Source organism: Acidisoma sp. C75, assembly GCF_054665095.1.
The window spans coordinates 103,101-123,122 of sequence record NZ_BAAFHD010000009.1 but is presented as its reverse complement, the minus strand read 5'-3'; the positions used below and the strand labels follow the sequence as shown (position 1 = coordinate 123,122).

The window sequence follows — 20,022 nt, the reverse complement described above, 5'->3', positions numbered from 1 at the left end:
CATGGACTGGCCGCAAGAAAACGCCTCAGGAGACGCCGCGGACGACCGGAACTTCCAGATCGCGGATTTTCTTACGCAATGTGTTGCGATTCAAGCCGAGCATGGCGGCCGCCTTGATCTGGTTGCCCTTTGTTGCAAGCAGGGTGAGCTGGATGAGCGGCCGCTCGACCTCGGCGATCACCCGGTCGTAGATATCATTGCCCACCAGCCCTTCCTCATGGGCGGTGAGGAACTGGCGGATATGCCGCTCCATGGCGCGGGCCAGCGGCTCCTCGCCCTCGCCCGGCTCCTCATTCATCGCCGGCATCGCATCCGTCAGTTCACGATCGAGCGACTCGGCCGAGATCCGCTCCTCGGCATGCAGCGCCGCCATGCGCCGCATGAGGTTCTCAAGCTCGCGCACATTGCCTGGCCAGCGATAGGCGCGCATGCGCTCCACCGCGCCCTGGTCGAGCGTCTTGAAGGGCAGCCCGTCCGCCCGCGCGCGATCGAGGAAGTGGCGGGCGAGGAGGGGAATATCCTCCACCCGCTCGCGCAGCGGCGGCAGGCGGATCGGCACCACGTTGAGGCGGTAGAAGAGATCCTCACGGAACAGGCCCTGGCGGATGGCGGCGCGCAGATCGCGATGGGTGGCGGCGATGATGCGCACATTGGCCCGCACCGGCTGGCGGCCGCCGACGGCGGTGAACTCGCCCTCCTGCAAAACGCGCAGCAGCCGCGTCTGCGCCTCGGGCGGCATGTCGCCGATTTCGTCGAGGAAGAGGGTGCCGCCGGCCGCCTGCTCGAAGCGGCCCTGGCTGCGGCTGGTGGCGCCCGTGAAGGCGCCGCGCTCATGGCCGAAAAGCTCGCTCTCGATCAGCTCGCGCGGGATCGCCGCCATGTTGATGGCAACGAACGGCCCGCTCCGCCGCCGCCCGTAATCATGCAGCGCGCGGGCGACGAGTTCCTTGCCTGTCCCTGATTCGCCATTGATCATGACGGTGAGATCGGTCGTCGTCAGCCGCGCGACGGTGCGGTAGATCTCCTGCATCGCGGCACTGCGGCCGATCAGCGGCAGCCGCTCGTCCTGGTCCCGCGGCTCGGCCGGCGGCGGCTCCCCCGCCACCGGGGCGGCGAGCGCGCGATCCACCACCGCGAGCAGTTCCTTGAGGTCGAAAGGCTTCGGCAGATATTCGAAAGCGCCGCGCTGGGCGGCCTTCACCGCCGTCATCAGCGTCGATTGCGCGCTCATCACGACGACGCGCAGATCCGGCCGCAGCCTGCGGATGCGGGGGATGAGGTCGAGCCCGTTATCGTCCGGCATCACCACGTCGGTGATGACGAGATCGCCCTCGCCATCCTCCACCCAGCGCCACAGCGTCGCCGCATTGCCGGTGCTGCGCACCTGATAGCCGGAGCGGCCGAGCGCCTGGGTCAGGACGGTGCGGATCGACCGGTCGTCATCGGCGATCAGAACGGTGGGCATCATAGCGCATCCTCCTCGGCGAGCATCGGCAGATGCAGCCGGAACTCCGTACGGCCGGGGCGGCTCTCCACCTCGATGAGGCCGCCGTGGTCAGCGATGATCTTGGCGACGAGGGCGAGGCCGAGGCCCTGGCCGGAAGGTTTGGAACTCACGAAAGGCTCGAAGAGATGCGGGCGGATATCCTCGGCGATGCCCGCCCCGTTATCCCGCACGACGACGAGGAGGGGCAATTCGCGCCGATCCTGGTCCGAGGTCGGGGAGGCGAGCCGCAGCCCATGCTGGAAGCGGGTGATGAGGGTGATCTCGCCCTCCCCGGCGCCCACGCCCTGCAGCGCATCCGCCGCGTTCTTCACGAGGTTGAGCAACACCTGCACCAGCTGATCGCGATTGCCCCAGACCGGCGGCAGGGAGGGGTCGTAATTCTCGGAGAAGCGCAGCCCTTCGGCGAAGCTGCTGCGCGCCAGGCGGCGCACATGCTCCAGCACCCGGTGGATGTTCACCGCCTCCATGGCGACCGGCTTTTCGCCGAACACCTCCATGCGATCGACGAGGGCGCGGATCCGGTCCGCCTCGTCGCGGATCAAGACTGGCAATTCCCGATCGCTCTCCGAGACGCTGCTTTCCAGAAGCTGCGCCGCGCCGCGGATGCCGGACAGCGGGTTCTTGATCTCATGGGCGAGGATCGCCGCCATGCCGGTGATGCTGCGGGCGGCGTTGCGCGCGGCGATCTGCCGGTCGAGCAGGCGGACGGTGGTGCTGTCCTGAAGGACGAGCAGGACCGAGCCGGGATGTTCCGCGAGCGCCGTCCCCTGCACGCTGATGCCGCGCTTGGAAAGCCGCGGGCCGTCGAAGGAGAGATCATGATCGGCGATCGAGGCGACGCCGCCGCGCACCTGGCCGAGCATGAGGAAGAGCGGGCTGTCCTCGGGCAGGATGTCGTCCAGCGAGAGCTGGGAGAGCTGCGGGAAGGACAGGCCGAAGAACTGCTCGGCCTCCGGGTTGGCGTAGGTGAAGCGGTTGTCCTCCGAAAGCACGACCACCGCCTGCGGCAGGGCGGAGAGGATGGTCGCCATCTCGGGCACCTGCGCCGCCGGCACCGGATGGCGCCGCACTACGGAAAGCACGGTCCGCCGCACCGCCTTGCTCACCGCGCTCATGCCGCCTCCGCCAGCAGCGCCGACTTGTCAGGCGCGGGCGCCGCCACCCCACGCTCGATCAGCGGATCGAAGAAACGCTCGATGAGGTCGATCGCCTGGGCAGGTTCGCCGGCGCGCATGATCTGGGCACGGAAATCGGCCGAGCCCGGCAGGCCGCGGGAATACCAGGCGATATGCTTCCGCGCGAGGCGCAGCCCCGGCAGCTCGCCGAAATGGCTCAGCATGAGGTCGTAATGGGTGAGCAGGATCTCCTTGCGGCGGGCAAGGTCGGGCTCGGGCAGGATCTCCCCGGTCGCCAGGTAATGGGCGACGTTGTGGAGGAACCAGGGCCGGCCGTAGCAGCCGCGCCCGATCATCACGCCATCGGCGCCCGAAAGCCGCAGCGCTTCGGCCGCGTCTTCCTCGACGATAATGTCCCCATTCGCGATCACCGGAAGGCGGCAGGCCTCCTTCACCGAGCGGATGAAGGCCCAGTCCGCCCGGCCGGTATAGAACATCTGGCGCGTGCGGCCATGCACGGTCAGCATCTTGATGCCGCTCTCCTCGGCGATCTTGGCGAGCCGAGGGGCGTTGAGGCTCTGATGGTCCCAGCCCATACGCATCTTGAGGGTGACGGGAACCGAGACCGCGCGCGCCGTCGCTTCCAGGATCCGGGCGGCATGCACCTCATCCTTCATCAGCGCCGAGCCCGCCATCTGCCCGACCGCCACCTTCTTCACCGGGCAGCCGAAATTGATATCGACGATATCGGCGCCATGCCCCGCCGCGATGCGCGCGGCCTCGGCCATCGCCTGCGGGTCGCAGCCCGCAAGCTGCACCGAGTTGGGCGAGCCGCCGGCGGCGACCTTCGCCATGCGCAGCGTTGCCTGGTTCTCGCGCACCATCGCCCAGGAGGCGATCATCTCGGAGACGACGAGGCCTGCGCCGAGATCCCGCGCCAGCCTGCGGAACGGCAGGTCGGTGACGCCCGACATCGGGGCGAGGATCACCGGCGTTTCGATCACCGCATCCTGGCGGCCATCGCCCGCGCTGCCGGCAAGCCGGATCGGCTTCAGCGGCGGAACCGGCTGAGACACTGTATCGGAGGTTAAATTGCCCATGGATTAGGCAGATACAGCACTGCCGGGTTGACGCGCAATCACCGAGAGACGAGTTTGCGCGCCATTCGCCCATCCCCCGCTGCAATGGTGCCCGATGAACGCCTCTTCCAGCCTTCCGACCCATGTCACCCGCCTCGGCACGGGCTATGATGTGCATGTTCTGCAAGCAGGGCGGCCCCTCATCCTCTGCGGCGTCGAGGTCGCGCATGAGCGGGGGCTCGCCGGCCATTCGGATGCCGATGTCGGCATCCATGCGCTCTGCGATGCGATCTACGGCGCGCTCGCCGAGGGCGATATCGGCCGCCATTTCCCGCCCTCCGAAGCGCAATGGAAGGATGCCGATAGCGCCCGCTTCCTCCGCCACGCCGCGGCGCGCATCACGGCCCGCGGCGGAATGCTGGTCAATGCCGATGTCACCCTGATCTGCGAGCAGCCGAAGATCACGCCGCATGCGCCGGCGATGATCGCCCGCCTGGCCGATCTCCTCGGCGTGCCGGCGGGGCGCATCTCGGTCAAGGCGACGACGACGGAGAAGCTCGGCTTCACCGGCAGGCGGGAAGGCATCGCCTGTATGGCCTCCGTCTCCATCCTCGTGCCGCTCGCCGATCTCGGCTGAGATGGGCGCCGAGACCATCCGCGACGTGGCCGGGCTGATCGCGGCCGGCCTCGCCGGGGAGGAGGCGCGGGCGGCGCTGGAGGCGGTGGGTGCCCGCTACGCCCTGGCACTCTCCCCCGCCATGCGGGCGCTCATCGCCACGCCCGAGGACGCGATCGGCCGGCAGTTCATCCCGGATGCGGCAGAGCTGACCGCCGCCCCGCATGAGCGCGCCGACCCGATCGGCGATGACGCGCTCTCCCCCGTGCCCGGCATCGTCCATCGCTACCAGGACCGCGTGCTCCTCAAGCCGCTGCTGGTCTGCCCGGTCTATTGCCGCTTCTGCTTCCGGCGCGAGCATGTTGGCCCCGATGGCGGCCTGCTGACGGAGCAGCAATTGGAGGCCGCCTTCGCCTATATCGCCGCGCGGCCCGAGATCGGCGAGGTGATCCTCACGGGTGGCGATCCGCTCATGCTCTCGCCCCGCAGGCTCGGCGGCATCATGCAGCGCCTCGCCGCCATCCCGCATGTCGCGACGATCCGCCTGCATTCCCGCCTGCCGCTGACCGCGCCCGAGCGGCTGAGCCCAGAGCTCGCCGCAGCGATGGACGTGCCGGCGAGCCTCTGGCTCGTCATCCATGCGAACCATGCGCGGGAATTCACGGCAGAAGGCCGCGCCGCCCTCCGCCGCGTGCAGGCGCGCGGCATCCCCGTGCTCGGCCAATCGGTGCTGCTGCGCGGGGTGAACGACAGCGCGGACGCGCTCGAAGCCCTCTTCCGCGCCATGGTGGCAGCAAGGGTGAAACCCTATTACCTGCATCAGCTCGACCCCGCGCCCGGCACGGCGCACTTCCATGTGCCGATCGAAGAAGGCCAGGCGCTGCTCCGCCAATTGCGCGGGCGGGTCACCGGCCTCGCCTGGCCGACTTACGTGCTCGATATTCCTGGCGGCCACGGCAAGGTGCCGATCGGGCCGGGCTATCTCGCGGGGTCGGATGCGGTGCAGGACCCGGCGGGTATCTCCCATAGCCTCCGCGCAGCCCCTTGAACTTGCCGCGGGCTTGCGGAGGGGTTACAAGCCGCGCCTCCCGATCCGACGAAGTGTTGAGAAGCCCCCATGAAGCAGCAGGCGAACCTTATCCGCGCCGGCCAAGTGATCGAGCATGAAGGACGCCGCTGGACGGTGCTCAAGCAGCAGATCATCACCCCTGGCAAAGGCGGCGCGTTCATCCAGGTCGAGATGCGCGACCTCAAGACCGGCAACAAGACCAACGAACGCTGGCGCACCGCCGATACGGTCGAGCGGCTGGAGACCAACAACAAGGACTACATCTATTCCTATACCGACGGGGACAACCTCGTTCTGATGGATCAGGAGACCTTCGAGCAGACGATGGTGCCGGTCGGCATCCTCGGCGATCGGGCGCCCTTCCTGCAGGACAATATGCAGGTGGAGGCCGATCTCGTCGAAGGCGAGGTGGTCGGCCTGCATCTGCCGCCGACCGTCATCCTCGAAATCACCGAGGCCGATCCGGTCGTCAAGGGCCAGACGGCCGCCAGCTCCTACAAGCCCGCTCTGCTCTCCAACGGCGTCAAGACCATGGTGCCGCCCTTCATCGAGGCGGGGGAGCGGATCGTGGTGCGCACCGAGGACGCCTCCTACGTGGAGCGTGCAAAGTCCTGACGGACGGGATCTGAACCATGGCAGCGCGCCTCTCCGCCCATCTCACGATCATGGCCAATGCTGCCCAGAAGGCGGCGAAGCAGCTGCTGCGCGACTTCAGCGAGGTCGAGCAGCTGCAGGTCTCGATCAAGGGCCCGTCCGATTTCGTCTCTCAGGCGGATATGCGCGCCGAGGCCTCGATCAAGGCCGATCTCGCGAAGGCGCGGCCGGGCTATGCCTTCCTGATGGAGGAAAGCGGCGCTTCCGGCGGCGAGAACTGGACCTGGCGCTGGGTCGTCGATCCGCTGGACGGTACGACGAACTTCCTGCACGGCATGCCGCATTGGGCGATCTCGATCGGGCTTGAGCGGCGCCTGCCGGATGGCACCATCGAACTCAATGCCGCGCTGATCTACGCGCCCTGCACCGATGAGATGTTCTGGGCCGAGAAGGGCGGCGGCGCCTTCGTCAACGAGCGGCGTCTGCGCGTCTCCGCCCGGCGGGACTTCGCGCAATCGGTCTTCGCGACCGGCATCCCCTTCGCGGTGACGACGCAGCGCCAGCGCCTCGCCTTCGCCCGCACGCTATCCACGCTGATGCCGCAGGTGGCGGGCATCCGCCGCTTCGGCGCCGCCGCGCTCGATCTCGCCTGGGTCGCCGCCGGGCGCTTCGACGGCTATTGGGAAATCGGCGTGAAGCCCTGGGATATCGCCGCCGGCATCCTGATCGTGCGGGAAGCGGGCGGCTATGTGACGACGCCGGCCGGCGGCGAGCAGATCGTCGATGAGCTGGTGGCGGCCAATCCGCAGCTGCATCCGAAGCTGCGCGAGGTGGTGGCGGACGGCGTGGCCGCGGCCGGCGGCTGACCGCCAGCAGCGGCAACGCGCGGGTAGCGGCCAGCCGGAGACTGGCCGAGACAGCAAATCCCGTGAAGGGCGGCGGCTTGGCTCGCCCAGCCTCAGCGAAATCGGTCTTCGCCAGGGCGGATTGGCGCGGAAGGCGCTTGCCCCCCTCGCCGCGCCGCTCATTCTGTCTTACATGCCTTGGCATATGCGCCGCTTCGATCCGTTTTCCTGTCCGCTCCTCACCCGTGCCGGCCTGCCGGCCGTCGGGCTCTGCCTGCTCGCGGGTCTCGCCGCGCTGCCCGCCGCGGCCCAGGTGACGATCGACCCCAATGCCTTGAACCGGCTGGGCGGGGCGCAAGCCTTGCCGGTGCCGCCCGCGCCGCTGCCGGCGCCACGCCGCCAGAGCCATCCGCGCCCGCACCCGGCCCATGGCCGGTCGGCGATGGCGCAGGGCGGGCCGAGCAAGGCCAGATCGACCGCCCATGCGGCGGGCGCACCTGCTTCGCGCGCCGAGGCGTCGCGCGCTCATGCGTCGGGTGCCGAGGCTTCGGGTGGCGGCGCCCCTGCCGCCGCCAATGCCACCGTGCATGCATCGGGCCTCGGCCCTTCCTTCGCCACGCTGCCGAGCTTGCCGGGTGCCGCCCCGCCGCTGCCGCCACCGCCCCATATCGTCACCGCGCCACCCCCGCCCGCGCATGCGGCGGCGCGGCCGGCGAAGCCCCCGTCTGCCCCTGCTCCCGCTCCCATCCCGGCTCCGACCGTGGCAGCGGCACCGGTTCCGGCGCCTGCCGTCATTCCGCCCGCGCCGGCCCCCGCCGCACCGCCAGCCTCGGCTGCCGCTCCGAAGCCGGCCGCACCTCAGCCGGCCACGCCTCAGCCGGCCACGCCGACGGCTGCCGCTGCCCCGGCGGCTCTGCCGCGCGGCGCCGACCGGCTGACCTTGCCCTATACCGGCACCGAGACCGCGCTGCCGGCCGCCGAACGCGCCATCCTGCGCGATTTCGTGCGCCAATATGGGCCGGGCGCGCAGTATCAGGTGGATGCCTTCGCCTCCCAGCCGGCGGGAGACAGCGACCCTTCCACCCCGCGGCGCATCGCCCTCGAGCGCGCGCGCGGGCTCACGCCGGTGATGGTCGCGGCTGGCGCCAGCGCCGACCACATCCGCCTCATCACGCGCGGCAATGCCGGCGGCACGCCGGCGGACCGGGTGGAAGTCATCGCCATCCCGCCCCAGGCGGGGCATACTGCGCCCGCCCCCTCACCATGAACGGGTCTTCGCCTTCATGACACGGCCGAACACCTACCTCATCCGCATGCTCATCTTCCTCGCCGCGGTGCTCGCGGTGGGAGCGGTGCTCATCCCCAAGATCCGAATCTTCTTCGCGAGCAATCCGGCGCTCAACAGCTTCATCTTCTTCGTCCTCATCCTCGGCATCATCTGGAACATCCGCCAGGTCACCCGGCTCGGCCCCGAAGTCGCCTGGGTTTCGGCCTATCAGCGCAGCCGCCAGAAGCTCTCCGGCATCGTTCCGCCCAAGCTCCTCGCGCCGATGGCCCGCATGCTCGCCGCCCGCGCCGAGGCCGCCGGGCGCGAAGGCCGCGTCAGCCTCTCCACCCAGGCGATGCGCAGCCTGCTGGACGGCATCGGCAGCCGGCTCGACGAAAGCCGCGAGCTCTCCCGCTACGCGACGGCGCTGATGATCTTCCTCGGCCTGCTCGGCACCTTCTGGGGCCTGCTGAAAACGGTGAGCGCGGTCAGCGACGTGATCCAGGGCATGAGCGTCGGCAATGGCGACATCAACGCCGTATTCGACCAGTTGAAGGCCGGGCTCGCGGGGCCGCTGGCGGGGATGTCCACCGCCTTCTCCTCCTCGATGTTCGGGCTTGCCGGCGCGCTCGTCCTCGGCTTCCTCGATCTCCAGGCGGGCCAGGCGCAGAACCGCTTCTACAATGAGCTGGAAGACTGGCTCGCCGGCTTCACCCGCCTCTCCTCCGGCGTGCTCGGCGGTGAGGGCGATATGGGCGGCAGCGTGCCGCTCTACGTCCAGGCGCTGCTGGAACAGACGGCCGAGAATATGGAGGCGCTGCAAACCGTCCTCGCGCGGGGCGAGGAAGGGCGCGTGCAATCCGCCCAGGCGTTGCAGGCGCTGGCCGAGCGGCTCCACACCTTCACCGATACCATGCGCGCCAACCAGCAGCTCATGCTGCGCATCGGCGAGGCCCAGGCGGGCATCGGGCCCGCCTTGCAGCGCATCTCCGAAGGGCGTGAGCGCGCGGCTTCCGACGAGGTGGCGCATGCCCATCTCCGCAATATCGAGCATGCTTTGCAGCGGATGATCGCGGAGAGCGAGCAGGGCCGCGCCCAGAGCACGGCGGAGCTCCGCAACGAAATCCGCGTCCTCACCCGCACGCTCGCCGCCATGGGCGAAGGCGGGCGCTGAAATGCCGGGATACCACCGCCGGCGCCAGCACAACGGGCTCGATGCCTGGCCGGGCTATGTCGATGCCCTCTCCACGCTCCTCATGGTCACGATCTTCGTGCTGCTGGTCTTCGTCCTCGCCCAGGGTCTGCTCTCCGTCACCCTCTCGGGCAAGGACCGCGCGCTGGCCAAGCTCAACAGCGAGATCGCGCAGCTGACGGATATGCTCTCGCTCGAAAAAGGCCGCGCCAACAACCTCGAAAACAACGTCGCGAGCCTCGCCCATGATCTCGGCCAGGCGACCGCGAAGCGGGACCGGCTGGCCGCCGACCTTACCGCCGCGCAGAAGCGCGTCGCCCAGGATAGCGCGACGATCACGAGCCTGACCGCGGCGCGCGACGAGCTGAACGCCAAGCTGGCGGATGCGCTGCTGCAGGCGCAATCGGCGACCGCGCGGCTCAACGCCATGCAGGGCCAGCTCGGCCAGCAGATGACGGCCGCCGCTTCCGCGCAGAGCACCCTCACCGGCCTCCAGACGAGCCTCGCCGAGGCGGAGAAGCAGCACGCGGCGGATCAGGCGAGCCTGACGGCGGCCGAAGCCGCGGCCGCGCGGGCCACTGCCGGCGAGCAGGCCGCCGCGGCCCAGGTGGCGAGCCTGCAAGGCCAGCTCGCCAGCCTGCAAAGCCGGGCGCAGACGGCGGAAGCCGGCCTCGCCCAGGCGCAGAGCCAGCTTGCCAACGCGCAGGCCGTAGCGGCGAGCGGCACGGCCGCGCTTTCCGCGCAGAAGCAGCTGACCGACCAGGCAGAGGCGCAGATCACGCTTCTCAACCAACAGATGGCCGCGCTTCGCCAGCAGTTGCAGGCAATCACCGCCGCCCTCGATCTGCAGGTGAAGCAAGGGCGGGACAAGGATGCCGAGATCGCCGATCTCGGCCGCAAGCTCAACCTGGCGCTGGCGGCCAAGGTGCAGAAGCTCGAACGCTACCGCAGCGATTTCTTCGGCGAATTGCGCGACGTGCTGAAGAACCAGCCGAACATCAAGGTGGTGGGCGATCGTTTTGTCTTCGAAAGCGATGTGCTCTTCGGTTCCGGCAGCGCCGATCTCACCACCCTCGGGCAGCAGCAGATCAACGATATCAGCGTGGTGATGAAGAAGATCATCCCCGAAATTCCCGCGAACCTGCCATGGGTTCTGCGCGTCGATGGCTATGCCGATAGCCAGCCGGTGATCGGCGGCCCGTATCAGAACAACTGGCTGCTCTCCGCCGCGCGGGCCATCTCCGTCGTGCAACTGCTCATCCTCGACGGGATCCCGGCCGATCACCTCGCGGCCGGCGCCTTCGGCGATACCCGCCCGCTCGATCCGGCCCATACGCCGGCGGCTTATGCCAAGAACCGGCGCATCGAGTTCCGCCTGACGGATCATTGAGCCCGCGGCCATGCTCGACCAGACCAAGGCGGCGGCCGAATGGAGCATCGGCCGCCAGCGCATCCTGCAGACGGACTGCCTCGCGGGCCTATCCGCGCTCGCGGCCGAGAGCGTGGATGTCTGCGTCACCTCGCCGCCCTATAATATCGGCATCGCCTATCGCTCCTACGCCGACCGGCTGCCCCGCGCGCAGTATCTGGACTGGATGGCGGAGGTCGGGCGCGCGATCGCGCGGGTGCTGAAACCCGAAGGCTCACTGTTCCTCAATGTCGGCTCCACCGGCAACGATCCCTGGATCGCAAGCGATGTCGCGGACGCGATGACGCACGATCTCGTGCTGCAGAACCATATCGTTTGGGTGAAGTCGCTGAGTATGGGCGAGGACACGTTCGGGCATTTCAAGCCCATCAACAGCGATCGCTTTCTCAACAACAACCACGAGTCGATCTACCACTTCACCAAATCCGGCCGCGTCGCGGTGGACCGGTTGGCGATCGGCGTGCCCTTTAAGGACAAGTCCAATATCGCGCGCTGGGGCCATGCGCGTGACCGCCGCTGCGCCGGCAATGTCTGGTTCCTGCCCTATCAGACGGTCAAATCCCGGGCGCAGAAATTCGATCATCCGGCCGGGTTCCCGGTGGAGCTGCCGGCGCGCTGCATCCGCCTGGCCGGGCGGGAGGACCCGCTGGTGCTGGACCCCTTCCTCGGCGCCGGCACCACCCTCGTCGCGGCCGAAGCGCTCGGCGCGCGCGGCATCGGCTTCGAGATCGACGGCGATTATGCCGCCCGCGCCGCCGCCCGGCTCGCGGCCGCCGTCACCGGCTGAGCCGATCAGCGAGATGCTAAGAGGATTGCTTCACATGCCAAGCCGCCGCACCCTTCTAGCCGCGAGCCTCGCCTTGCCGGCCCTTGCCCGGCCCGCCCGCGCCGCGGCCGATCTGGCAGCGCAGATCGCGGCGCTTGAAACGCGGCAGGGCGGCAGGCTCGGTGTCGCGCTGCTCGATACCGGCAGCGGCCGGCGCTTCGGTCATCGCGCGGCGGAACGCTTCCCGATCTGCAGCACATATAAGTTTCTCGCCGCCGCCTGCGTGCTGGCGGCGGTCGATGCCGGGCGGCTCAGCCTCGGCCAGCGCATCACCTATGGCCCGGAGAAGGTGGTGACCTATTCGCCCGTCACGGCCAAGCATGTCGGGCCGCCGGGCCTCGCGCTCGGCGATATCTGCGCAGCGGCGGTGACGCTCAGCGACAATACCGCCGGCAATCTGATGTTGGGCGAGATCGGCGGCCCTGCCGGTCTGACCCGCTGGCTCCGCGGCATCGGTGATGGCGTGACAAGGCTGGACCGGTGGGAAACCGCGCTCAACGACTATCACCCCGGCGATCCGCGCGACACCACGACGCCGCAGGCGATGCTCGCAGACCTGCAGCGCCTGCTCCTGGGTCCGGTCCTCTCCCCGGCCTCGCGCCATCAGCTCATGCAGTGGATGCTGGCGGATCAGGTCGGCGCCGCGCGGCTGAAGGCGGGCTTGCCCGCCGGCTGGCGCATCGGGGACAAGACCGGCTCGGGCGCCATGAACGCCACCAACGATATCGGTATCCTATGGCCGCCCGCAGGCGCGCCGATCCTGGTCGCGGTCTATGCCATCGGCCTTCCGGGCGACATGGCGGCACGCAACGCCGTCATCGCCGAAATCGGCCAGCTGATCAGCCGTCAGCGCACATAGACGCGGATCTGCGCAGCCGGCAAGCCGGGCAGGACGAGCGCGCCGAGGGTGATGCGCTGATCCGGCACGCCTTGCTGGCGGATCGCCCGGGCGACGGCCACCGCTTCCGGGCTCAAGCCTTCCGCCGCCGCGATCTGATCGAGCGGGGTGCCGGTCTGCGGCACGGCCGCCACCACATCGAAGACCACCTGCGGCTTGCGGGAGACCGCCGCGCCGACGGCGCTGGCGAGCGGCCCGGCATAGGCGGCGGGCGGCGTGCCGGCCGGGATCGTCACATAGGCCACGCGGCCATAGCGCGCGGCCGCCTGCGGCAGCGCCGCCGCCGACGGGCTTTGCGCCGCGGGGCCGAGGAAGCCCCGGCCGGGCGGCGCGCAGGCCGCCAGGAGCAGCAGCGGGAACAGCAGCGGCAGTAGCCAGCGCGGGGCCGCGCGGGGCGGGCGCCAGAGCGCGTTCATGCGCCATCTCCAAGGACGGTGTGGCGGGTGAAGGTGCCAAGCCCCACCTGCCGGCGGGTGGCCAGCCGCTCGGCCTGCAGCACGGCGCGCAGCCGCGCGAGCGCCGCGTTGAAGTCGTCATTCACCACGATGTAATCGAACTCCCCGGCATGCTCCATCTCCCCCGCCGTCGAGGCCATGCGGCGGGCAATCTCGGCCTCGCTATCCTCGCCGCGCCGGCGCAGCCGGCCTTCGAGTTCGGCAAGCGATGGCGGCAGCAGGAAGACGCCCACCACATCCTGGCCGAGGGCCGCGCGCATCTGGCGGAAGCCCTGCCAGTCGATGGTGAAGACCATGTCCCGCCCGGCGGCGAGCGCCGCCTCCACCGGGGCGCGGGGCGTGCCGTAGAGCGTCTCGCGGCCGAAGACATGCGCCCACTCCAAGAGGCCGCCGCTCTCGCGGAGCGCGTCGAAATCCTCCCGGCTGCGGAAGTAGTAGTGCTGCCCCTCGACCTCGCCCGGCCGCGGCTGGCGGGTGGTGATGCTGACAGACAGGGCGAGCGCCGGTTCGGCCGCCAGCAGCGCCCGCGTGAGGCTGCTTTTGCCGGTGCCGGAGGGCGCGGCGATGACGAGGCAGAGGCCCCGCCGCCCGATCAGGGACGTTTCGGATAGTCCGCTCATTCGACGTTCTGAACCTGTTCGCGCAGCTGTTCGATCAAGGCCTTCAGGGAAAGACCGGTCGCGGTCAAGGGCAGGGAGGCGGATTTGCTGCAGAGCGTATTGGCCTCGCGGTTGAATTCCTGCATCAGGAAATCGAGCTTGCGGCCGATCAGCTGCCCTTCGGCGAGGAGGGCGCGCGCCGCTTCGATATGGCTCGCCAGGCGGTCGAGCTCTTCGCGCACGTCCGAACGGCTGGCGAGCAGCGCCACCTCCTGGGCGATCCGCTCCTCCGGCAGGCTCATCCCCTCGTCAAGCAGGGCGCGGACGCTCTCCAGCATACGGGCGCGCTGCAGGCGGGGCTGATCCTCGGCCTGGAGCAGCGCCTCGGCATGGCGGGCGGCGATCTCGTCGAGCAGGCCGGCGAGCACCGCGCGGAGGCGGGCACCTTCGGCGAGGCGGGCCTGCTCCACAGCGGCGAGCGCCGTATCGAAACCCGCGAGCACGGCGGCTTTGAGCGCGGCATTGGGCGCGAGCGCCCCAGCCCCCCCACCCGCACCGCCGCCACTGGGCGCACGGAAGACGCCCGGCAGAGCGAGCAGGAGTTCCGCGCGCGGCGGCGGGCTGCCCGGAATCTGCGCGCCGATCTCCTGCGCCAGCCGGATGAGCCGGGCCAGCGCCGCGGCATCCGGCTCGGCCACCGCCTGATCCTCCGCCTTGAGGCTGAGCGCGGCACTGATACTGCCCCGGCGCAGCCGGGCGGCGAGGCGGGGGCGAAGCTCGCCCTCAACCCCATCCCAGCCTGGCGGCAGGCGGAAGCGGATCTCGGCGCCCTTGCTGTTGACGCTGCGGATCTCCCAGGCCCAGGCGACCGCGGCGCTCTCGCCGGAGGCAGCGCCGAAGCCGGTCATCGAAGCGAGTGGGGTGTGCGATGTCATGCCCCAGCTTCTATTGCGAAACGGGGCTTTGGCAAATCCGCCCCCCGCGCGGGGCCGAAAGGCGCTATCCTGCCGCCCGCCATCGCCAGGAGAGCGCGCGCATGAACGCCCCACCCGTCGCCTATGCCGTTTCGGTCCTGCTCCTGGTGCTCGCGGGGCTCGCCGGGCGTGGCGGCATCATCCCGCTCGCCGTGCTGCTCGTGCTCCTCGCCATCCTAATTCCGGCCAGCATCAAGATCACGAATCAGTGGGATCGCGCCGTCATCCTCCGCCTCGGCCGCTATCGCGGCCTGGGCGGGCCCGGCCTCTTCACCCTCATTCCCTTCCTCGAATCGATCACCGCCGTGGTCGATATGCGCATCCGCACCACCGAGATCCGCGCCGAGGAGGCGCTGACCCGCGATACCGTCTCGATCGCCATGGATGCCATCGTCTTCTGGCGTGTGGTCGATGCCATGGCCGCCTCCACCGCGATCGAGCGCTACCCCAAGGCGGTGGAGCGGGTGGCGCAGACCAGCCTGCGCGAGACGATCGGCGCGAGCGACCTCAGCCAGCTGCTGAGCAACCGCCGCGCGGCGGATGAGGAGCTGCGCCAGACCATCAGCCGCAAGACGACCGTCTGGGGGGTCGAGATCACCTCGGTCGAGATCAAGGACATCGCCATCCCCGCCTCGCTCCAGGATACGATGAGCCGCCAGGCCCAGGCGGAGCGCGAGCGCCAGGCCCGCGTCACCCTCGCCTCCGCCGAGGTCGCGATCGCCGAGCAGGTGCGGGCGGCCGCCGCCATCTACGCGGCTGACCCGGTATCCCTGCAACTGCGGCAGATGAACCTCGTCTATGAAATGAACAAGGATCGCGGCACCACCATCATCATCCCGAGCGAGCTTGCGAGCAGCTTCGGCAGCCTGGCCGCAGTTGCCCGCGGGGCGGGAAATGGTATGAACAATGCGATGCAAGGTCCGAAACCGGACCAGATCAAAGACGAGGACCGTTCATGACCGACGCCGCCCGCTTTTTTGCCCGGGAAGAGCCGATCCGCTATGCCGGCCGGGATAGCCGCGATCCGCTCTCCTTCCGCTGGTACGACAAGGACCGCGTGGTCCTCGGCAAGACGATGGAGGAGCAGCTGCGCTTCGCCATCGCCTATTGGCATTCCCTCGCCTGGCCGGGCGGCGATCCCTTCGGCGGCGAGACCTTCCTGCGCCCCTGGATGCACGGCTCGGACGAGATGGCCATGGCCCGCCACAAGGCCGAGGTCGGGTTCGAGCTGTTTCGCCTGCTCGATGCGCCCTTCTTCTGCTTTCACGATCGCGACGTGGCGCCCGAGGGAAGCAGCCTCGCCGAGAGCAACCGCAACCTCGATGCCATCGCCGATCTCTTCGCGGAGAAGATGGCGCGCGAGAAGGTGAAGCTGCTCTGGGGCACCGCCAATCTCTTCTCCAACCGCCGCTACATGGCGGGTGCCGCGACCAATCCGGACCCCGAGGTCTTTCTCTATGCCGCGGCCCAGGTGAAGCACGCGATGGAGGTGACGCAGCGGCTCGACGGCGCCAACTACGTGCTTTGGGGCGGGCGCGAGGGCTATGAGACGCTGCTCAACACCAATCTCGGCCAGGAGATCGACCAACTCGGCCGTTTCGTCTCGATGGTTGTCGAGCATAAGCACAAGATCGGCTTCAAGGGCGCGATCCTGATCGAGCCGAAGCCGCAGGAGCCGACCAAGCACCAGTACGATTTCGACGTGGCGACGGTCTATGGCTTCCTCATGCGCTACGGCCTCGAAAGCGAGGTGCAGGTCAATATCGAGGACAATCACGCGACCCTCGCGGGCCATACCTATGAGCATGAGATCGCGCTGGCCTGCGCGCTCGGCATCATGGGCTCGCTCGACGTCAATCGCGGGGACCGGCAATCCGGCTGGGATACCGATCAGTTCCCGAACGACCCGACCTCCCTCGCGCTCGGCTTCTACCACCTCTTCCGCGCCGGCGGCTTCACCACCGGCGGCTGCAACTTCGATGCGAAGATCCGCCGCCAGTCGCTCGATGCGGATGATCTGCTGATCGCCCATATCGGCGGCATGGATACCTGCGCCCGCGCGCTGCTGATGGCCGCCGAGATGATCGAGGACGGCGCCCTGCCGGGCTTCGTCGAGGAGCGGTATGCAGGCTGGCAGACGCCGGAGATGCAAGCGATCCTCGGCGGCGAGAAGGGGCTCGACGAGATCGCGCAGATGGTCGAGGCGAAGGGCATCAACCCGAGCCCGCGCTCCGGCCGCCAGGAATATCTGGAAAACCTCGTCAACCGCTATCTCTGAGACCGGGAGGGCGGTGTGAGAAGCCGGCCGGCACCCGCGTGCCGGCCGGCTTTTCTTTGCGCGACGCCCAGCGGCACCCGTCTTTCGGCGCCCGTTCCTCGATAGCGGGATCCTCGCCGCTACCGCGCCAAAAGGCGTAACTCTCCTGGCCCGCTCTCCTCCTTCGCCGAGGGTAGCGTGTTAGACCTCCTTCGGCCGACGGATGCGGAGGCATGCGGCGCGTGAACAAAACATCACGCAGCGGTCCGGTGCCGGTTCATCTTCCCCCATGGCGGCGGCGCCATTGCGCGCGCATAATGATCCGCAGTCGCCGTCGGGCCGGCATCGGCCGGCTTTGGGAGAAGCTCGATGGACAAGGCGTTTTTCGCGGTGGAGGTGGACGGCATCGCCCCCGGCCAGTTGCGCGTCGTGCGGTTCGAAGGCCATGAATGCCTGAGCCGGCCTTATCACTTCGAAATCGATGCGGTCGGCACGGAGCATGCGCTGCCGCTCGAAGAGGCGATCGGCCGGCGTGCGAGCCTGACCATCGGCCGCGGCAAGACCGCGCGCAAGATCCACGGCATCCTGCAAGAGGCCGAGGCGATCGGAGAATCGGATGGCGGCAGCTTCGCCTATGTCCTGCGGCTGGTGCCGCGCCTGGCACTCCTCGGCCTCAGCCAGCACCATCGCAGCTTCGGCTCGAAAAACCCGATGACGGTGTTCGAGGTGATCGACGCGGTGCTGCGCGATCCCGCCGGCCTCGGCTTCAGCGCGGCGGACTACTCGCTTCGCCTGCAGGACAGATCCGCCTATCAGCCGCGGGATTTCTGGGTGCAATATGGCGAGAGCGACGCCGCCTTCCTCAACCGCCTCGTCGAACATTGGGGCCTGTTCTATTACTTCGAGCAGGACAAGAATCACGAGCATCTGGTCTTCACCGATTCGACGACAACCCTGCCGGCGCAGACGCCGCCCCAGGCGCTCGCCTATCAGAACCGCCAGGGCCACGGCACGCCGCATGGCCAGGATCTGCAGACGATCCGCCGCCGCCTCAAGGCGATCCCGAAATCCGTCCGGCTGCGGGATTACAATGGCGACCATCCGCAGCTTGAACTGGCAAGCGCGGCGGCCGTGCGCCAGGGAACCTTCGGCGAGTATGACGATTACGGCGCGCATGTCCGCAACCCCGCCGAGGGGGATTTCCTCGCTCGCGTGCGGGCGGAGGAATTCGCGAGCCTCCGCGACCGCTACTTATTGCGCACGCAATCACCCTTCGTCACCGCCGGCCACATCGCGCGGGTGGAGGGGCATGCGCGCGGCGCCTTCAACCAGCGCTATGTGCCGGTCTCGGTCCGCCATAGCGGGGCGCAGCCGCTCGCCGGCGGCTTCAGCGCCCCGGAGGAGCAGGCGGCGGAGCCCGCCTATCACAACGATGTCGAGGCGATCCCGGCGACCGCCGCCTTCCGCAGCCCGCGCATCACGCCGCGCCCGGCGATGAGCGGGCTCAGCCCCGCCATGATCGAGGTGGACGAGCCGCAGGCCAACAGCAACCGCGCAGCACTCGATGCGCAGGGGCGCTACAAGGTCGCCTTCGATTTCGATACCGCTGAAAACCCGGTCTATCAGCGCTCCCCGGCCTTGCGGCGCATGCAGCCCTATGGCGGTCGCGATGTCGGCATGCATTTTCCGCTGCTCAAGGAAACCGAGGTGATGATCGGCTGGCTGGATGGCGACCCCGACCGGCCGCTGATCCTCGGCGCGGTGCCGAATGCGCAAACCGTGGGCCCGGTCAGTCGCGCCAACCATACCGAGAACAAGCTGCGCACGGCGAGCGGCATCGCGCTCGTGATGAACGACGGTCCGGGCCTCGCCGAGGGCCCGGGCAGTGCGAACCCGCAGGCCGGCACGGCGACGGCGCGGGCGGAAAGCGGCGGCGGCGTCTATTCCGCGCTCGTCGTGCCATCAACCAAGGGCATGCCCGCGCATTACCTGCGCCTCGGCGATGTCGCGGCGGGGGACGGGCTTGAGAGCCAGATCATCGCCCATCCCGCCTTCGGCGCCGATCGCATGGCCTATCGCGGCAGCAAGCTGACCGACGCCGCCTATGGCGGCATCTTCGCCTTCACCGGCGGCCACCACACCCGCGCGACCGCCGGGCACGAAACCCTCTCGACCGGCGGGGATCTTCGCCAGGTCATCGGCGGCTCGCATATCGTCGCGACCTATGGCGCAGCCGCGCCCGCCGGCAGCTACGCGCCGAGCCATGAGGATGACTGGACGCCATCCCTCAGTTCCGCCCACAAGGTCGTCGCCATCAACTGCAACACCGATGCCTATGTCGCGCTGCTGAGCTACGTGCCGAACATCACCTATTGCGATTCGGCGCAGACCAATTTCACCCTCGGCATATCCTACACCTTTGTCGGCGGCTTCAATCTCGCGGTCAATCTCGGCGCGGTGTTCAGCATCCAATGCGCGCCGATGGTCGAGGTCGGAACGAGCTACGAATACGTGCTGGACAATAAAGGCGGCATGAGCGACGGCACGAACTTCCTTGATTCCGACTTCAGCTTTTTCGCGACCGAGGCGCGCGGCATCGTGCTCGGCTATCGCGGGCCCAGCGGCACGCCCATCCGCGCCGCAGCTGCCGGGCTCGCGCGGACCGCCATGGGCTTCTCCTTCACCGGCGGCCTGATGGCCGAGGCCGGGCAAGGCAGCATCATCGCCCAGCAGAGCCTCTCGCACACCAAGTCCTCGGTGCTCGGCAGCGTGGCGCAGGGCGCGGCCACCGGCCCGAGTGCCATCGCCTACGGCGCCTGCCTTGCGCAGACAAAGAGCTTCTTCGACGATGGCATCGACGCGCTGGACGTGCCGAACGGCCCGGGCGAGCCGACGCTTTCCATCACCGCGGACGGCATCACCCTCTGCGCCGGAACAAGCCGGATCCAGGTGACGGAGACGCAGATCACACTCCTCTGCGACACGCGCAGCATCATCATCAATGCGGAGGGCATCGTCTGCAGCACGGGCGAGGCGACGCTGGCGATGGAGGGCAACGAGGTGCAGATCGAAGCGGAGTTCGCCAACCTCGTTGCCGACACGATCAATCTGTCGGGGGATACGGATGTCGCCGGAGATCTCGCGGTTGAAGGAGATATCTCGGCGGTCGGCGAAGTGGCCGGCGCAAATATCAACGCGGGATTATGAGCCACAGACGCTGCAAGCGGCATCGTTTTGTCTCTTTTCAGAGAAGCGTAAAGCTTTTACGCCATGATGCGGGGCGAGTGAGGCAAGGAAAAC

17 protein-coding genes and 1 pseudogene are annotated in these 20,022 nt (G+C 68.7%); 12 read left to right on the top strand and 6 right to left on the bottom strand.

Annotation, left to right across the window (positions count from 1 at the left end; all coding sequences use genetic code 11):
• Positions 1-25 precede the first annotated feature (25 nt).
• Genes ntrC through dusB form a run of 3 tightly spaced genes read right to left on the bottom strand, consistent with a single transcriptional unit; the run spans position 26 to position 3,722 of the window.
• On the bottom strand, positions 26-1,468 hold the full coding sequence (gene ntrC / locus ACYQ7X_RS13290; RefSeq protein ID WP_459697521.1) for a nitrogen regulation protein NR(I): 1,443 nt from the start codon (positions 1,466-1,468) through the stop codon (positions 26-28).
• A complete protein-coding gene (locus ACYQ7X_RS13285) occupies positions 1,465-2,622 on the bottom strand; it encodes a two-component system sensor histidine kinase NtrB (protein ID WP_459697520.1) in 1,158 nt (385 codons plus the stop codon). Before ACYQ7X_RS13285 ends, ntrC begins: the two co-directional genes overlap by 4 nt.
• Positions 2,619-3,722 carry a tRNA dihydrouridine synthase DusB gene (gene dusB / locus ACYQ7X_RS13280; protein ID WP_459697519.1) on the bottom strand — a complete coding sequence of 368 codons (1,104 nt, stop codon included), beginning with the start codon at positions 3,720-3,722 and terminating at the stop codon, positions 2,619-2,621. Before dusB ends, ACYQ7X_RS13285 begins: the two co-directional genes overlap by 4 nt.
• A 124-nt stretch (positions 3,723-3,846) precedes the next feature.
• Between dusB and ispF the strand changes: the two are divergent.
• From ispF to bla, 9 genes and pseudogenes are all read left to right on the top strand, one after another.
• Positions 3,847-4,338 (top strand): annotated as a pseudogene (gene ispF, locus ACYQ7X_RS13275) (2-C-methyl-D-erythritol 2,4-cyclodiphosphate synthase); the annotation flags it as partial.
• A 1-nt stretch (position 4,339) separates the two neighbouring features.
• Positions 4,340-5,365, top strand: a complete 1,026-nt coding sequence (locus ACYQ7X_RS13270; RefSeq protein ID WP_459697518.1) for a lysine-2,3-aminomutase-like protein — start codon at positions 4,340-4,342, stop codon at positions 5,363-5,365.
• A gap of 69 nt (positions 5,366-5,434) precedes the next feature.
• Positions 5,435-6,001, top strand: coding sequence for an elongation factor P (efp, locus tag ACYQ7X_RS13265; protein ID WP_459697517.1), 567 nt, complete (start codon positions 5,435-5,437; stop codon positions 5,999-6,001).
• A 17-nt stretch (positions 6,002-6,018) separates the two neighbouring features.
• Complete coding sequence (locus ACYQ7X_RS13260; RefSeq protein ID WP_459697516.1) at positions 6,019-6,846, top strand: inositol monophosphatase family protein; 828 nt, start codon at positions 6,019-6,021, stop codon at positions 6,844-6,846.
• 172 nt (positions 6,847-7,018) lie between these two features.
• The gene (locus tag ACYQ7X_RS13255) at positions 7,019-8,092 is read left to right on the top strand and encodes a hypothetical protein (RefSeq protein WP_459697515.1); all 1,074 of its coding nucleotides are present in this window, start codon (positions 7,019-7,021) and stop codon (positions 8,090-8,092) included.
• A gap of 16 nt (positions 8,093-8,108) precedes the next feature.
• Positions 8,109-9,266 (top strand): flagellar motor protein MotA, encoded by a 1,158-nt coding sequence (locus ACYQ7X_RS13250; RefSeq protein ID WP_459697514.1) that lies wholly within the window; start codon positions 8,109-8,111, stop codon positions 9,264-9,266.
• A 1-nt stretch (position 9,267) separates the two neighbouring features.
• Positions 9,268-10,674, top strand: a complete 1,407-nt coding sequence (locus tag ACYQ7X_RS13245; protein WP_459697513.1) for a peptidoglycan -binding protein — start codon at positions 9,268-9,270, stop codon at positions 10,672-10,674.
• A 10-nt stretch (positions 10,675-10,684) separates the two neighbouring features.
• On the top strand, positions 10,685-11,500 hold the full coding sequence (locus ACYQ7X_RS13240; protein ID WP_459697512.1) for a DNA-methyltransferase: 816 nt from the start codon (positions 10,685-10,687) through the stop codon (positions 11,498-11,500).
• A gap of 34 nt (positions 11,501-11,534) precedes the next feature.
• A complete protein-coding gene (bla, locus tag ACYQ7X_RS13235; RefSeq protein WP_459697511.1) occupies positions 11,535-12,398 on the top strand; it encodes a class A beta-lactamase in 864 nt (287 codons plus the stop codon).
• Here the strand turns inward: bla and ACYQ7X_RS13230 are convergent.
• Genes ACYQ7X_RS13230 through ACYQ7X_RS13220 form a run of 3 tightly spaced genes read right to left on the bottom strand, consistent with a single transcriptional unit; the run spans position 12,386 to position 14,426 of the window.
• On the bottom strand, positions 12,386-12,853 hold the full coding sequence (locus tag ACYQ7X_RS13230; RefSeq protein ID WP_459697510.1) for a hypothetical protein: 468 nt from the start codon (positions 12,851-12,853) through the stop codon (positions 12,386-12,388). The genes bla and ACYQ7X_RS13230 overlap by 13 nt on opposite strands.
• Positions 12,850-13,512, bottom strand: a complete 663-nt coding sequence (gmk, locus tag ACYQ7X_RS13225; RefSeq protein ID WP_459697509.1) for a guanylate kinase — start codon at positions 13,510-13,512, stop codon at positions 12,850-12,852. Before gmk ends, ACYQ7X_RS13230 begins: the two co-directional genes overlap by 4 nt.
• Positions 13,509-14,426 carry a YicC/YloC family endoribonuclease gene (locus ACYQ7X_RS13220; RefSeq protein WP_459697508.1) on the bottom strand — a complete coding sequence of 306 codons (918 nt, stop codon included), beginning with the start codon at positions 14,424-14,426 and terminating at the stop codon, positions 13,509-13,511. The genes gmk and ACYQ7X_RS13220 overlap by 4 nt, the downstream gene beginning before the upstream one ends.
• Before the next feature lie 101 nt (positions 14,427-14,527).
• Between ACYQ7X_RS13220 and ACYQ7X_RS13215 the strand changes: the two genes are divergently transcribed.
• The 3 genes from ACYQ7X_RS13215 to ACYQ7X_RS13205 all read left to right on the top strand — a co-directional run bounded on the left by ACYQ7X_RS13215 (position 14,528) and on the right by ACYQ7X_RS13205 (position 19,929).
• On the top strand, positions 14,528-15,424 hold the full coding sequence (locus tag ACYQ7X_RS13215) for an SPFH domain-containing protein (RefSeq protein ID WP_459697507.1): 897 nt from the start codon (positions 14,528-14,530) through the stop codon (positions 15,422-15,424).
• Complete coding sequence (xylA, locus tag ACYQ7X_RS13210; protein ID WP_459697506.1) at positions 15,421-16,743, top strand: xylose isomerase; 1,323 nt, start codon at positions 15,421-15,423, stop codon at positions 16,741-16,743. The genes ACYQ7X_RS13215 and xylA overlap by 4 nt, the downstream gene beginning before the upstream one ends.
• A gap of 348 nt (positions 16,744-17,091) precedes the next feature.
• Positions 17,092-19,929: a type VI secretion system Vgr family protein gene (locus ACYQ7X_RS13205; RefSeq protein WP_459697504.1), complete on the top strand. Its 2,838-nt coding sequence runs from the start codon at positions 17,092-17,094 to the stop codon at positions 19,927-19,929.
• Positions 19,930-20,022 lie beyond the last annotated feature (93 nt).

Bases quoted from the DNA above. Each gene is read 5' to 3' on its own strand.
- dusB (WP_459697519.1), bottom strand. From the start codon at position 3,722: ATGGGCAATTTAACCTCCGATACAGTGTCTCAGCCGGTTCCGCCGCTG.
- ACYQ7X_RS13255 (WP_459697515.1), top strand. From the start codon at position 7,019: ATGCCTTGGCATATGCGCCGCTTCGATCCGTTTTCCTGTCCGCTCCTC.
- ACYQ7X_RS13220 (WP_459697508.1), bottom strand. From the start codon at position 14,426: ATGACATCGCACACCCCACTCGCTTCGATGACCGGCTTCGGCGCTGCC.
- ACYQ7X_RS13215 (WP_459697507.1), top strand. From the start codon at position 14,528: ATGAACGCCCCACCCGTCGCCTATGCCGTTTCGGTCCTGCTCCTGGTG.
- ACYQ7X_RS13205 (WP_459697504.1), top strand. From the start codon at position 17,092: ATGGACAAGGCGTTTTTCGCGGTGGAGGTGGACGGCATCGCCCCCGGC.
- ACYQ7X_RS13285 (WP_459697520.1), bottom strand. From the start codon at position 2,622: ATGAGCGCGGTGAGCAAGGCGGTGCGGCGGACCGTGCTTTCCGTAGTG.
- gmk (WP_459697509.1), bottom strand. From the start codon at position 13,512: ATGAGCGGACTATCCGAAACGTCCCTGATCGGGCGGCGGGGCCTCTGC.
- ACYQ7X_RS13270 (WP_459697518.1), top strand. From the start codon at position 4,340: ATGGGCGCCGAGACCATCCGCGACGTGGCCGGGCTGATCGCGGCCGGC.
- ACYQ7X_RS13245 (WP_459697513.1), top strand. From the start codon at position 9,268: ATGCCGGGATACCACCGCCGGCGCCAGCACAACGGGCTCGATGCCTGG.
- ntrC (WP_459697521.1), bottom strand. From the start codon at position 1,468: ATGATGCCCACCGTTCTGATCGCCGATGACGACCGGTCGATCCGCACC.
- xylA (WP_459697506.1), top strand. From the start codon at position 15,421: ATGACCGACGCCGCCCGCTTTTTTGCCCGGGAAGAGCCGATCCGCTAT.
- ACYQ7X_RS13260 (WP_459697516.1), top strand. From the start codon at position 6,019: ATGGCAGCGCGCCTCTCCGCCCATCTCACGATCATGGCCAATGCTGCC.
- ACYQ7X_RS13240 (WP_459697512.1), top strand. From the start codon at position 10,685: ATGCTCGACCAGACCAAGGCGGCGGCCGAATGGAGCATCGGCCGCCAG.
- ACYQ7X_RS13230 (WP_459697510.1), bottom strand. From the start codon at position 12,853: ATGAACGCGCTCTGGCGCCCGCCCCGCGCGGCCCCGCGCTGGCTACTG.
- efp (WP_459697517.1), top strand. From the start codon at position 5,435: ATGAAGCAGCAGGCGAACCTTATCCGCGCCGGCCAAGTGATCGAGCAT.
- bla (WP_459697511.1), top strand. From the start codon at position 11,535: ATGCCAAGCCGCCGCACCCTTCTAGCCGCGAGCCTCGCCTTGCCGGCC.
- ACYQ7X_RS13250 (WP_459697514.1), top strand. From the start codon at position 8,109: ATGACACGGCCGAACACCTACCTCATCCGCATGCTCATCTTCCTCGCC.